General features: G+C 72.7%; 12 protein-coding genes. All 12 read right to left on the bottom strand.

Annotated elements, in window-relative coordinates; genetic code table 11:
- Window positions 1–14: 14 nt before the first annotated feature.
- The 12 genes from OG403_RS11330 to OG403_RS11275 all read right to left on the bottom strand — a co-directional run bounded on the left by OG403_RS11330 (window position 15) and on the right by OG403_RS11275 (window position 12,765).
- Window positions 15–761 (bottom strand): SDR family NAD(P)-dependent oxidoreductase, encoded by a 747-nt coding sequence (locus OG403_RS11330; RefSeq protein ID WP_329563727.1) that lies wholly within the window; start codon window positions 759–761, stop codon window positions 15–17.
- Window positions 758–2,011 carry an MFS transporter gene (locus tag OG403_RS11325; protein ID WP_329563726.1) on the bottom strand — a complete coding sequence of 418 codons (1,254 nt, stop codon included), beginning with the start codon at window positions 2,009–2,011 and terminating at the stop codon, window positions 758–760. Before OG403_RS11325 ends, OG403_RS11330 begins: the two co-directional genes overlap by 4 nt.
- Window positions 2,012–2,101: 90 nt before the next feature.
- Complete coding sequence (locus OG403_RS11320) at window positions 2,102–3,406, bottom strand: hypothetical protein (protein WP_329563725.1); 1,305 nt, start codon at window positions 3,404–3,406, stop codon at window positions 2,102–2,104.
- On the bottom strand, window positions 3,403–4,299 hold the full coding sequence (locus OG403_RS11315; RefSeq protein WP_329563724.1) for an FAH family protein: 897 nt from the start codon (window positions 4,297–4,299) through the stop codon (window positions 3,403–3,405). Before OG403_RS11315 ends, OG403_RS11320 begins: the two co-directional genes overlap by 4 nt.
- 46 nt (window positions 4,300–4,345) lie before the next feature.
- Entirely contained in the window at window positions 4,346–5,512 is a 1,167-nt protein-coding gene (locus OG403_RS11310) for a mandelate racemase/muconate lactonizing enzyme family protein (protein ID WP_329563722.1), read from the bottom strand.
- On the bottom strand, window positions 5,505–6,389 hold the full coding sequence (locus tag OG403_RS11305; protein WP_329563720.1) for an alpha/beta fold hydrolase: 885 nt from the start codon (window positions 6,387–6,389) through the stop codon (window positions 5,505–5,507). The genes OG403_RS11310 and OG403_RS11305 overlap by 8 nt, the downstream gene beginning before the upstream one ends.
- A gap of 81 nt (window positions 6,390–6,470) precedes the next feature.
- Window positions 6,471–8,135, bottom strand: coding sequence for a GH3 family domain-containing protein (locus tag OG403_RS11300; protein ID WP_329563718.1), 1,665 nt, complete (start codon window positions 8,133–8,135; stop codon window positions 6,471–6,473).
- 173 nt (window positions 8,136–8,308) lie between these two features.
- Window positions 8,309–9,136, bottom strand: a complete 828-nt coding sequence (locus OG403_RS11295) for a hypothetical protein (RefSeq protein ID WP_329563716.1) — start codon at window positions 9,134–9,136, stop codon at window positions 8,309–8,311.
- 308 nt (window positions 9,137–9,444) lie between these two features.
- Complete coding sequence (locus OG403_RS11290; protein ID WP_329572254.1) at window positions 9,445–10,242, bottom strand: carbon-nitrogen family hydrolase; 798 nt, start codon at window positions 10,240–10,242, stop codon at window positions 9,445–9,447.
- 55 nt (window positions 10,243–10,297) lie between these two features.
- Window positions 10,298–10,900 (bottom strand): TetR family transcriptional regulator, encoded by a 603-nt coding sequence (locus tag OG403_RS11285; protein WP_329563714.1) that lies wholly within the window; start codon window positions 10,898–10,900, stop codon window positions 10,298–10,300.
- Between the two features lie 246 nt (window positions 10,901–11,146).
- Window positions 11,147–12,103 carry an NAD-dependent epimerase/dehydratase family protein gene (locus OG403_RS11280; RefSeq protein WP_329563712.1) on the bottom strand — a complete coding sequence of 319 codons (957 nt, stop codon included), beginning with the start codon at window positions 12,101–12,103 and terminating at the stop codon, window positions 11,147–11,149.
- A complete protein-coding gene (locus tag OG403_RS11275) occupies window positions 12,100–12,765 on the bottom strand; it encodes a ScbR family autoregulator-binding transcription factor (RefSeq protein ID WP_329563710.1) in 666 nt (221 codons plus the stop codon). The genes OG403_RS11280 and OG403_RS11275 overlap by 4 nt, the downstream gene beginning before the upstream one ends.
- Window positions 12,766–12,821: the final 56 nt, after the last annotated feature.

Genomic DNA, 12,821 nt, shown 5'->3' with positions numbered 1-12,821 from the left:
GCGCGGGGCGGGGCTCACATGTAGAGGCCGCCGTTGATGTCGATCACGGTGCCGGTGGAGTAGCCCGCGCTCTCGGAGCAGAGGTGCAGCACGCTGCCCACGGCCTCGGCGACGGTGCCGTAGCGGCCCATCGGCAGCCGGGAGAGCACGTCCTTCCGGGACGCCTCGTCGCGGCGTTCGAAGGCACCGGCCACCCGGGCGGTGGCGATCGGCCCGTGGGCGACCACGTTGACCACCACTCCGCTGCCGGCGAGTTCGTACCCCAGCTGCTTGGTCATCGAGATGACCGCGCCCTTGGCGCCGACGTAGGCCGCGTTGTTGAAGTGGCTGTACGTACGGCCGCCCGCCGAGGCGAAGTTGACGATCCGTCCGTAGCCGGCCGCGGTCATCGCGGGGCCGACCACCTTGACGGCGATCCAACTGCTGAGCACGTTCTCCAGGAAGGCCTGGTCGAAGTGCTCCCGGGTCAGCTCCGGGTACTTGATGATGCGGGTGTCGCCGCCCACGCCGTTGACCAGGATGCCGATCTCGTGCCGGGCGACGACCTCGGTCAGCTGCCGCTCGGCGGCGGGCAGGTCGGTGATGTCTCCGACGACCGTCTCGACCTTGGTGTGCTCGCTGAGTCGTGCGGCCAGCTCCTTGACGGCCGACTCGTCGCGGTCGAAGAGGACCAGCGGGTGCCCCTCCTTGGCGAGGCCGAGGGCCACCTCGCTGAGAATGCCGCCGGCGGCGCCGACCAGCAGTGCGGTGCGTGCGGTCATGATTCTGCTCCCTTGGGTGACTGCGTTGAGGTGAGGGTGAGTTCGGCCTGCGGGCCCGGCTTCGCGAGGTCCTCGGCGACCGTGAAGCCCCGCAGCCGGGTGATGAAGAAGAAGGCGAGCGCGACGCCGGCCCCGAGCAGGAAGGTGGCGGACCACAGGGAGCCGTAGCCGTAGGAGTTCGCCATGGCCAGCCCGGCCGGGCCGCCCACCACGAAGGCGGCGTTCCAGGCGAAGAAGTAGGACCCCTGGTAGGTGCTGGCCCGTCCGGCCGGCGCCCGGTTGGCGATGAACGTCGCCGACATGGGCGCCCACACCACCTCGCCCAGCGTCCACACCACGGTCGCGAGGACGAAGCCGGCCATGCCGTGGGCGAAGGCGTTGAGGCCGAAGCCGGTGCCGAACAGCGCGCTCGCCAGGATCAGCGGCACATGGTCGGGCAGCCCCTTGACGAGCCGGGGGGAGAGCGGCAGCAGGGCGACGGACAGGACCGCGTTGACGGCCAGCACGAAGCCGATGCCGCCCGGGCTCAGCCCGGCGCCCTGCATGTCCAGCGGCAGCGCCGAGTTGACCTGGAGATAGATGCAGGCCAGCAGGAAGGTCAGGGCCAGGAAGGCGACCAGCACCGGTGAGTGGAAGGGCTCCGCGATCCCTCGCAGGGCGCCGCGCAGCGCCGATGATCCGCCCCGCCGGCCGGTGGGTCGCACCTGATCGGCGGGCAGCCGCCAGACCAGGGCCGCGTAGATGGCGCAGCACAGTGCCCAGACCCAGAACAGCGCGGGCGGATACCAGGTCAGCAGGACACCGGAGATGACGGGGCCCAGCGACATGCCCACGTTGAAGCCCACCATGTAGAGGCTGTACGCCTTGGCGAACTGCTCCTGCGGCACGAGTTCGGCGATCAGCCCGGCCCCGGCCGGCCGGTCCACCGCGGACAGGAAGCCGGTGAGCAGGGACAGCGCGCAGATCGCGGACACGTTGGTGGTCATCCCCAGCACCAGCGCCGTGACCGCGGTCAGCGGCTGGGCGGCGACGATGGTGCGCCGCGCGCCGACCAGGTCGGCGACGGCCCCGCCGACGAGCCCGGACAGCACGATGCCGGCGCCGAACAGGCCGACGATCAGCGGTGTCGTATGCGCGTCGACGATGCTGTCCTGCTTCAGGTAGAGGATCAGGAACGCGGGCGCCAGGGTTCCGAGGCGACTGAACGTCTGTCCGAACCACAGGAGCCAGAACGCTTTGGGGAGCGCCATCGGTCACCGACCATTCGTCGTGAGGTGTGCGTGGTGCGGGGCCCCGGAGGGCCCGACATCAAAAAGAATAGAGAATGATCTGTATTTTTTTCAGGCCGGCCAGGGAGTCGGACACGAGTTCGGCGAGTTGGCCAACGTGTACGGCAGCGCCCCGGCCAGCTCCGCCCTGACCGCCTCGGCGGCGCGGCGCTGCGCGGCTGCCCTGCCGCAGCTGACGAGCATCCTCAACTGTCCTTGAAAAACCGAGAGTTGAAGGGAGGCTGCGACGTCGGGGCCCGGCCGTGCCGCGCTGAGGAACTCCGTCACCCGGCGGGCATGGCCGCCCAGCACGGTGTCCGCGCTCCCCTCGGAGGCGAACCGCGCCGTGGTTCCCACCGCCCCGGCCGCCTGGTCGGTGACCGTCGCGCGGGTACCGGCGTGCCCGAGCCGCTCGGGCCGCCAGGCGGCGTCCGCGGCCGTGACGCGGGCGGCGTAGGCGCGGGCGAGGTCGGCCGGCGAACCGCCGCCGGCGCACAGCTCGGTGCGCAGGGTGGCGACACAGCACCCGATGTCGGAGAGCCGGGTGCTCTCGGCGTAGCGCCGGCGCAGCGACAGGGCGGTGAGCACCTCGACCCGGTCGTGGCCGGCCGCGCGGGCCAGCCCGGTGGCCAGCAGGGCCGCGAAGAGCTGGTCCAGCGTGATCCGCCGGCTCCCGCACCAGCTCTTGAGCCCGGCGTGCTGACGGGGCGACAGGGACAGCTGCCACAGGCGGTCTCCGAGTGCCCCCGCCTGGGCCACCACGCCCGCACCGGACGGCGCGGGCGCCGGGGTGCCCGGCCACGGGGCGGCGGGCATGGCTGACACGGCCGGTGCCCGGTAGGTCAACTCGTCCTGGTCGGGCATGAGTTGCTCGGTGAATCGGTGCGGCGGCCCCGGATGCTCGGGCTCCTCCCCGAACAGCAGGTCCAGCAGGGCCCGCACGAGTCGGCCGACCGTGTAGGTGTCGCAGATCGCGGGATGACAGGTGAGGTAGAAGTGGGTCACGCAGTCGCGCCGGGCGTGGACGATCCGCAGCCGCCACAGCGGCCCGCACGGCGGCAGGACGGTCCCGGCCTCCTCGGCCAGCAGCTGCTCCGGCGTCCGCCCGGGCCCGAGCTCCTGCTGCCCCGCCCGGCCCGGCGGTTCGCCGTCGGGCCGCCGGAACCAGAGGCCGTCGTCCTGCTCGCCGATGCGCAGCGACAGCGCGGGGAACCGCCGCGCCCAGCGGGCCACCACCCGGTCCAGGTACTGGGCGCCGAACGCCGCCAGGACCGTGAACCGGGTGGTGACCTGGCCGGTTCCCTCCGCGAGGAGGTGCGCCCAGGCCTGCTCCGCCTCGACGCGGCAGAGCCTGCGCACCGGCCGGGCCGCGGTCACCGCTCGACCGGGCTCGCCGCCGCGGCCCCGGGCCAGTCGATCGTGTTCGACACGACGACGCCGTGCTCGGCGAAGTCGAGCGTGACGCGGTCGCCGTCCGCGATCCGGAAGCCGCCGTGGAAGCTGCTGCGGTCGGCACCCAGATACACGTAGTGCACCCGGCCCGGGTGCAGCAGCGCCCGGTGGGCGAACAGCCCCGGGAGGATGTCCGCGATCCGGTAGTGCATGGCGTCGGTGCCGGTGCTGAAGCCGGCCCGCCAGGCCTCGCGTCCCGCCCGCTCGATCGTCACCTCGCCGGTCACCGAGGCGGGCGGGGGTCCCAGGAAGAGCCACGGCGCCACGGCCGCGTCGCAGAGCTTGGCGTACGACAGGTGCCCGTTGTGCTGCCGGAACCGGCCGATGTCGGTGAGGTCGTTGCCGAAGGTGTACCCCGCGTACCGGGCCGCGCCCGCCTCGTCGGTGACGTACACCAGGACGACCTCGGCCTCCTCGGTGACGCTCACCGCGCCTGCCGGTACCCGGAGTTCGTCGCCGGAGACCTTCAGGACGTCGCCGAGTCCCTTGAGGAACCAGTTCGGCTGGGCCTGCGTGCCGGCGTCGACCTTCACGTTGTGGGTCTGCATGAAGCCGCTGACCATGGCGTCGCCCACCGAGGCGGGCAGCAGCGGGGGACGCATCGTGACCTGGGCGCGTTCCCCGGCCGGCACGACGACGGGCTCCTCGCCCCTGGTGAGCGCCGCCGCGAGCGCGGCGCCGTCGCCGTCCGCCGCCGTCACGGCGGCCCGCAGGTCCAGGTCCTTGACCGGATAGAGGTGCAGCGGGTCGCCGGGGCCCGGCATCCCGAGGCCGACGTGGCGCTCACCGCGGTGGACGCACTCGAAGAGAAGGGTCATCGGATCTCCAGGGAGTCGTAGGGGGAAGGGAGTTGCGCGGGCTCGCTCAGCGCGCGGCCAGCGCCGTGCGCTGCCAGCCGGTCCCGCTGCCGGTGAACCGCAGGACGGCCCAGCGGTCGGCGTTCTCGTTCAGGCGGATGCCGAGACCGGGGCCCGCGGCCGGGGCGATGGTGTTGGTGCGCCGGTCAACCGCCGGCGGGGGCGCGACGATCATGTCGGGGAAGAACCGGTCCGACTGCCCCGCCTCGACCGTCATCGCGTCGCGGCTGCCGAAGGCCAGCGCCCGGCCCGCGTTGATCAGCGGGCCGACCTCGGCGACCTGCACCCCGATCTGGAAGGCGAGCCCGTTCGCGCGGGCGAAGTCGACCAGCCGGGCCGCGCGCAGCAGGCCGCCGTTCTTGGCGATCCGCACATTGAGCGCGTCGCAGGCCCCGGCCGCCACCGCGCTGCGGGCATCCTCCAGGGTGCACACCGACTCGTCGAGCATGATGCCCAGGCCCGCCACCCGGCGCAGGGCGCGCAGGTTCGCCCAGTCACGGCTCGGCAGCGGTTCCTCGATGAGGTCCGCTCCGCACTCGCGCAGCCGGCGGGCCCTGCTCGGCGCGTTCGCGGGTGTCCAGCTCATGTTGGCGTCGACCATGACGGCGACGCCGTCGCCGACGTGGTCCCGGATGGCGCGCACGGTGCGGGCGTCGCGGGCGATGTCGTCGGACGCCTTGACCTTCACGAAGTGGAACGGTCCCCGGGAGGCGAGGAACTCCTCGACGCCGATGCTCAGATCGAGCACCTGCGAGACGGCCAGCCGTTCGCCGGCGTCCCGGTCGGCGCCGATCAGCTCCCGGGCGGTCAGGCCCAGGCGGTGTCCCAGCAGGTCGAGGACCGCGGTCTCCAGCAGGCACACCAGGTTGTTGCCGCCGTCGATCCCGAAGGTCGCCGTGAACCCCTGCGCGCGCAGCCGCCGCAGCAGGTCGGCCGGGGGCGTGTGTTCGATCCGGGCCAGCAGCGCGTCCATCGGCAGCCGGCACAGCGCCGCGATGACACCGTCGCTCGTCTCCCCGGTGACATAGCGCCGGGGCGCGCACTCCCCGAGGCCGTACACCCCGTCGACGCCGATGCGCAGCACCAGGCTGTCGGAGGTGGTGCGCCGGGCGGCGGGGTGGTCGAACGGGGTCGCCATCGGCAGCCTGACCCGGTACAGCACCGCCTCAGACATCGCGGACCAGGCCCTGCAGCAGGGTGTGGGCCGACATCCAGTCGACCAGGTCGTCGGCGACGCCGGTGTAGAAGAGGTAGTGCTTGTCCGTCGGCAGCTTCATGATCGTGCCGCGTCCGGACACCAGCGCGTCGAAGGCCCGGTGCGCGCTGTCCAGGTCGACGATGGGGTCCGTCATGCCGGTGACGAAGGTGAACGGCAGCTCCGGAAGCTGCCGGGACGGCTGGAGATAGCGCCGCTCCAGCTCCAGCAGCGTCGCCCGGGAGCGCCGGGTGAGCGTGCGCACGGCCAGGTCGTCGTGGTCGATGAAGTGGCGGTACTTCGGGTCGTCGGTGAAGTCCGAGGACTTCAGGCCGGCGTCCCAGGGCTCGGTGCCGCGTTCCGCGGCCAGCGCCCGCAGCCCGTCCTCGTCCAGGGTGGCGTGCAGCTTGCCCAGCCAGGCCGAGCAGAAGACCGCGGCGTCGTAGCGCGTGTCGAAGTCCGGGTGGTGCAGCAGCGCGGCCAGGAAGGAGCCGCCCAGGCAGTGGCCGAACAGCGAGAGCGGAACGTCCTCGCCGATCTCCGCGCGCACCCGCGCCAGCGCGCGTATGTAGTCCCGCAGCAGCGTCTCGGCGTCCGGGAGGTCCTGGCGGTCGCCGGGGCTGATCCCGCTGCCCCGCCGGTCCAGGACGTAGAAGGCCACGTCGTTGTCCGCGAAGCGGGGGCCCACCTCCCAGGTCCAGCCGGCGTGGCTCTGCAGTCCGTGGAAGTAGAAGACGGCGCCCTTGGTGCGCCCGCTCTGCGGCCGCCACACGTGCAGGGCCAGGTCGAGGTCGTCCGAGCGGAGGTCGGTGATCTCGCGGCGGGTGTTCTGCGGCGGCCTCTTGGTCTCGATCATGATCGCGTGTTGCCTTTCAGCTGGTGGGTGATGGCTCGGTGGGAGGTGCGGCGTCGGGGCGGGACGGCTTTCGGGGAAGGTTCAGCGGCCGGTGAGGTCGGCGACGAAGTCGATGTCCGTCTGGAAGGGCTTGTACTTGTACTGGGTGGCGTTGCCCTGCTGGCGGCGCGCCTCGATGTACGCCGAGATCGCGTCGCGCTCGACGGTGATCACCTCCAGGCCGCCGAGGCGGCCGCTGTCGCGCTTGGAGGCGTACTCGATGTTGATCTCCTTGAGCGCCTCGTCCACCGCCGTGGACAGCCGCCGGTCCAACTCGGGGCCGGGCCGCGGCGCCTCGCCGACCACGACGTAGCGCGGCAGGTCGCCCCACTGGGGACCGCACAGGTACAGCCCGGTCTCCAGGCCGCCGGCCGCCATGCCCTGCTGGATGGCGTCGGTCACCTGGGACTCGGTGATCTTCTCGCCGGTGAAGGAGTGGTAGACGCCGTCGCGGTGGACGAAGTGCACCCAGGGGGTGCCGTCGACGATCCGGTCGACGCGGTAGATGTCGCCGGTCCACAGCCGGTAGAGGCCGTTGCCCTGGGTCATGATCAGGTGGTAGTCGCGGCCGGCCTCGACCTGGTCGATCAGCAGGGTGTCGACCGCCTCGCCCCGCTCGATCAGGTCACCGAGCGGCAGCTCGGCCGGGACGAACTCGAAGAACGCCTGCCCCACGGCGAGCGGTTGGCTGTCCAGCGAGTCGTCGACCGGAATGGTGGTGACGCCCTCCGTGCCGCAGCTCATGAACGGCATCTTGGCCACGCCGGGCAGCACCGCCGCCAGCTTGGCCCGGTACAGCTGGGCCGAGGACGACAGCCAGCAGCTGTACAGCGTCAGCGAGGGCCAGACGTCCTTGAGGCTGAACTCGCCCTGCGCCAGGACCGATTCGAGATGCCGCGCGGCCCGCTCGTCCGGCTCGGTGTACGGCACGCCCTCCAGCGTGCCCTCGCGCAGGTCCCGCACCAGGGCCGGGCCGTGCTCGGCGATCAGGTCCCGCATCGACACCAGGGTGCTCGGGTTGATCGCGGAGATGAAGTGCAGGTCCTTGCCGATGAGATGACGGGCCCGGTGGTACATCCGGGCGGCGTGCCCGGTGGGCGTGTCGGGGCCGAACCACGGCGAGTCGTACCACGGCGGGTTCCAGTCCAGGCTGTTGATCTGCGGGTGCCGGTTGCTGATCGCCTGGTGGCGCACCCCGTGCACGAAGTCGTACACGTCTTCGCGGGTGGTCTGGGTGTCCAGCGTGGCGTGCGGGTGGGCGAGCAGTTCGGGGTGGTGCTCCAGGTAGGTGCCCCACATCGCCTTGATCGCCGGCGCCCGGTAGGTGAGCAGCCAGTGCAGGGTGTACGGCACCTGCTTCGGCACCCCGGTCGTACCACTGGTCTTGAGCCAGCGCAGTACCGGGCTGCACGAGAGCACGCCGCCCTTGGTCCGGGTCTCCCGGTCGAGTTGGGCGGCGAAGTCGTTGTACCGCATCACCGGCAGCACCGCGCGGAACGAGTCCGGGTCGGCGGCCACCGCGTCGTAGCCCTGCTCCTTCCAGTGCAGGGACCCGGCGCACAGGTCGATGATGTCCGCCAGCACCTTGCGCTGGGCGGCCTGCGGGTCCTTCAACTCGACCAGCAGGCGTTCGCGGGCCTGTCGGCACTCCTCGACGAAGGCTGCCCGGCGGGCATGCCAGCTGTCCTGCCAACGGTTTGCGTTCATGGATGTGACTCCTCGTCATGACGGGCTGGGAGCAGGGAAAGAAGGTGAAAAATGCTGTTAAAACGCCTTCCGACGGCAAGGGTTGTCCCCGGAAACGCGTCGGGCGGGTGGCGGCGGCCTCGGCCGCCCCAACCCGCCCGCGGAAGAGGTCTGTTGTACTGCCCAGCGACGGCCTAGCCGGCCTCGCGCTGCTGGGCCAGCGCGGTGAGCTCCGCCAGGTCGTACAGCGCGCTCTGCCGGGTGCCGTAGCGGGTGAGCTTGCCGCGCCGGGCCCACATGCGGATCGTGCCCTCCTGCACGCCGAGCGCGAGCGCGGCCAGTTCGGTGGGCACCCGCCGGGTCCGGCCCGTCCCCGACCGCCCCTGGGCGAGCCACTGCAGCGGGGTGAGCACATGTCCCGCCGCGCACATGGGACCGCGCAGCACCACCGCCTCGCCGCCCCGGCTCGGCATCGAGACCGGGGCCGTGCACCCGGGCTCCGAGCACTGGCCGAGCGGGACGAGACCGGTCTGCGGCGCGGCGCTCAGCGCACGCAGCGCCGCCGCGGTCGCGGCGATCTCGTCGGCCGCGCAGCCGGCCGCGCGATGGGCCGCGAGCCAGTCGGCGTGCCGGCCGAGGAAGTCCGCCATGTCGGCGACGGTACGGCGCGGCGCCCTGGCGGACGGCACCTCGTCGAGCACCGCCTGCGTCCAGGACGACAGCCGTGCGACCGCGTCGTGCCGTGCCTCCAGGGCGCCGGAGCTCACCGGCAGGCGCTGCTCCCGGCTGCCGGTGATCCGCTGCGGGACGGAGTCGGTCGACCCCGTCTGCAGGAACTCCTCGCTCTCGGCGTGCAGTTCGGGCAGCGCCGCGAGGTCGCGCAGCAGCGTGGCACGGCAGGCGGTGCACAGCCGGGTCCCGCTCGTCGCGCGGCGGCGGTGCGGGGCCGGGCCGGCCTGGTCGGCCCGGCTGCAGCGGGTCGAGGTGCAGTACTGCTCGTCGTGCTGGACTGTCTCCGCCACGATCGCAACTCCTTGCCGTACGAGAGGACATACGAGAAGACGGGCCGGCCCGCGCGCGGATCGCGCGAGCGGGCCGGAGGGGGTCTCGCGCCGCGCGGGAGGCGGCGGAAAACAAGAAAGCCGCGCACGGGGCGCGGCCGGAGATGAGCACCTGGAAGAAGGCAGAGTGGCTCGCCGAGAAGCTTTACACACCCCGTCCGCGGACACAAGGGCCGGCCGGGAGAACTTGCCGGAGTACCTCAACGACGAAGGCCCCCCGCGCCGTTGACCGGCGTCGGGAGGCCTTCGTCGTTGCGGAAAGCGGCCGGTCACGCCGGCTCGGGCAGGCCGAGGACCCGGTCGCGCAGGGCCGGGAACTCGGCGCGGACGGCGGCGACGGACCGCGGGTCGAGGTCGGCGACCAGCACCTCCTCGCCCGCCCCCGCCTCGGCGAGAACCTCGCCCCACGGATCGATCACCGCGCTGAACCCCGCCTGTTCGACCCCGGCGTGCGTCCCCGCCGTGTTGCAGGCCAGCACATAGGCCTGCGACTCGATCGCGCGGGCGCGGGCCAGCAGCGACCAGTGGGCCCGGCGCCGCGCCGGCCACCCGGCGGGGACGACGAGCAACTGTGCTCCGGCGTCAACCAGTTGCCGGAACTGCTCGGGGAACCGCAGGTCGTAGCAGGTGGCCAGGCCGGCCGTCAGCTCCAGTTCGGGCAGCCGCGCGGTGACGATCTCCGTGCCGCGCGACAGCAGCGCCGCCTCGCCCCGGTCGAACCCGAAGCGGTGGATCTTGCGGTACGTGCGGCGCCGCTCGCCGTCCGGTGCGAACAGCAGCGAGGTGTTGTACAGCGAGCCGTCGGCGGCGCGCTCCACGATCGAACCGCCGTGCAGCCAGACCTCGGCGTCGCGCGCGGCCGCGCCCAGCGCGCGGGCGGTCGGCCCGTCGAGCGGCTCGGCGTGGTCGGCGAAGGCGTCGAAGCGGAAGGCGCCGACGTGCCAGAGCTCGGGCAGCACGACCAGGCCCGAGCCGCGCTGCCGCCGCACCAGCTCCGCGACCCGCGCACGCCGGTCGGGCACGGCCTCCTGCTCCCGTACCTCGATCTGCAGCAGGGAGACCCGCACGGGTACACCGTCCATGGTGGGGCGTCTTCCTCTCGTCGGTATCCGGTACTTCTGCTCAGGACGACCGGACCACGGGCCCGGGCAGCGGGCCGAGGTCCAGGCCCCGGCCGAGCAACTCCCACACGCTCGCCAGTTCGTCCGCCACCCCGCCGCACAGCCTGCCCTCCCGGATCGACGCCTCGGCGCCGGCCATCAGGTACCGCACGAGCGGCTCCAGGCCCTCCGGGGCGGCGGCGGACGGCAGTTCGGGGCGGACCCGGTCGAGCAGTTCGCGCATGTCCTTGCACCACAGCGAGTTCCAGCTCGGCAGCTCCGGCGCCAGGTCGCGCGACAGCCGGGCGCAGGCCCGCGGGCGCACGTCCAGCTCCAGCAGTCGCACCAGCGCCAGCGTCAGGTCGACCGCGGCCAGCAGGCCCGGCCGCGGCGCGGCCGCCACCCGGTCCAGTACCGCCCGGGTGGCGGCGGTGCCTTGCGCACACACCTCCGCCGCCAGGTCGTTCTTCGACGGGAAGTGGAACGACAGTGCTCCCATCGTCACTTCGGCGGCCTTGCTGACCTGGGACAGTGACGTGCCGCTGAAGCCGTGCCGATCGAACTCGACGGCGGCGGCGACGACGAGGGCCTGACGGGTCCGCTCGGCTCTCTCCTGTCTCCCCACAGTTCACTCCCGGTATGAAGTTTGCGATCCCAGCACGGGCGCCCGGTCGACTCCGCCGGAACGCCCCGACAACACCGTCCGCCCGCGGCGCGGCGGGCGCCACGCGCGGCATCAGGTGCAGGGGAATCTAACCGGGACGCTTCGGCGGGGCTCCGACCTGGCACAACGTCCCGACGAATTTGGCACCTCGGGCGTCGGAGCGAGCGACCTTGGCACCTTCGCCGCCCCGCCCGGCGCTGCGGAGGGTCACGCCGGCCCCAACTGTCCGGCCAGCTGGGCGCGGTACCAGGGCGCCGCCTCCTCGAGTCCGGACAGCGGACCCCGCCCGGGCGGCACACCGACGGTCTGCCAGGTCCCGTCGTCGGCGTACCAGTGGTCCTCGGCGAAGAGCCGGAACTGGCGCTCGCTCATCCTGCCGTCGGTGGCCCTGAGCCGCTCCAGGCACCGGTCGAGCGGCCACGGCTCGCCGGCCGCGGGCAGCACCTCGTAGCGGGCCAGCGCGTCGAGCAGTTCGCCGGTCGAGACCGGTGCGGGGTGGCTCGCGTGCCGCACGCCCAGGCCCGCGCGGTGACCGGCCACGCCCGCGTGGTGCCCGGCCACGCCTGCGACCAGCCGGGCCAGCTCGCGCACGCCGACCACCGACAGCAGGGCCTGCCCCGAGTCCCAGCGGGCCGGCACCCGGCGCAGCAGCTCCTGGAGCGCCGGTACGACCCAGCGGTCCCCCTCCCCGAGGATCAGCCCCGGCCGGAGCACCGTACCGCCGGCCTCCAGCACCGCCCGTTCCCCCGCCAACCGGGTGCGACTGGCGGGGGACACCGGCCGCGCCTCGACCCCGTGCACGGCGATCCCGCTGTGCGGGCCGGCGCCGTAGACGGCCGTGGTCGACAGGAGCACCACGTGCCCGGTCCCGGCCCGCCGGGCCTCCGCGACGGCCGCGTTCGTCCCGAGCTCGTTGACGGCCCGGCACATTTCCTCGTCGGGGCCGACGTACGAGGCCAGTTGGAGCAGCACCTCGCTGCCCTCGCACACCCCGTGCAGCGAGCCGGGATCCCGCAGGTCCGCGTAGACCCACTCGGCGCCGCCCGGTCCCGCGTCGCGCGGGGGCCGCCGGCCGGCCGTCCTCACCTCGACGCCCCGGCGCAGCAGTTCGCCGATGACGGCGCCGCCGACGAAGCCGGTGGCGCCCAGTACGGTCGCCCTCACCGGGCGGGGGTGCTGCCGGCTGGGCAGGTGCCGGGTGCGGCCGGATCGAGCCGGAACGAACCGCGCGCCTCGTCCGAGGCGGCGGCCGGCAGCAGGTACCGCCACAACGTGCAGATCAGCTCGGGCAGATCGGCCCGTCCCGTGGTGACCTGCGAGAACAGCTGGGTACCGGAGAAGGCGCCGACCAGCACCACGGCCAGCTCGTCCTCGTCGGCCGCCTCGTTGAGCTCGCCACGGGTGCGGGCCGCTCTCAGCTGCTCGCGGAAGACGTCGACCCACTGCTGGTAGGGCTGGTCGTCACGCATGCCGAACTCGCCCTGTTCGACTGCGAGTCGGACGCCGCCGCGGAGCACGGGGTTGGTCTGCAGCTGACGCCCCAGGTAGATGGTGATGTCGATCAGCCGCTGCAGGCCGTCCTCCCCGTCCGGCAGTTGAAGGCCCACGCCCTGGCCTATCATCACGGCGTGGGCGAGCTCCTCCTTGGAGCCGAAGTGGAAGTACATGGCGCCCTGAGTGACCTCGGCGCGCTTCATGATCTTGCTGATGGACGCGCCGCTGAAGCCGAACTCGTCGAACACTTCCGCAGCGGCCTGCAGAATGACCGCGCGGGTACGCACCGCCCGCTCCTGCGGCTCCCGGCGGGTCCTCACCTTGGGGCTCACCTGAATACCTCTCGACAAAAAAAACGATCGTCCTTTATCTTATCGGTGTGGCGCCA

This window comes from Kitasatospora sp. NBC_01266 (genome assembly GCF_036242395.1).
Taxonomy (GTDB): domain Bacteria; phylum Actinomycetota; class Actinomycetes; order Streptomycetales; family Streptomycetaceae; genus Kitasatospora.
The sequence above is the reverse complement of the archived record's forward strand: the minus strand, read 5'-3'. Positions and strand labels throughout refer to the sequence as shown.

Bases quoted from the DNA above. Each gene is read 5' to 3' on its own strand.
- OG403_RS11305 (WP_329563720.1), bottom strand. From the start codon at position 6,389: ATGATCGAGACCAAGAGGCCGCCGCAGAACACCCGCCGCGAGATCACC.
- OG403_RS11330 (WP_329563727.1), bottom strand. From the start codon at position 761: ATGACCGCACGCACCGCACTGCTGGTCGGCGCCGCCGGCGGCATTCTC.
- OG403_RS11300 (WP_329563718.1), bottom strand. From the start codon at position 8,135: ATGAACGCAAACCGTTGGCAGGACAGCTGGCATGCCCGCCGGGCAGCC.
- OG403_RS11310 (WP_329563722.1), bottom strand. From the start codon at position 5,512: ATGTCTGAGGCGGTGCTGTACCGGGTCAGGCTGCCGATGGCGACCCCG.
- OG403_RS11325 (WP_329563726.1), bottom strand. From the start codon at position 2,011: ATGGCGCTCCCCAAAGCGTTCTGGCTCCTGTGGTTCGGACAGACGTTC.
- OG403_RS11315 (WP_329563724.1), bottom strand. From the start codon at position 4,299: ATGACCCTTCTCTTCGAGTGCGTCCACCGCGGTGAGCGCCACGTCGGC.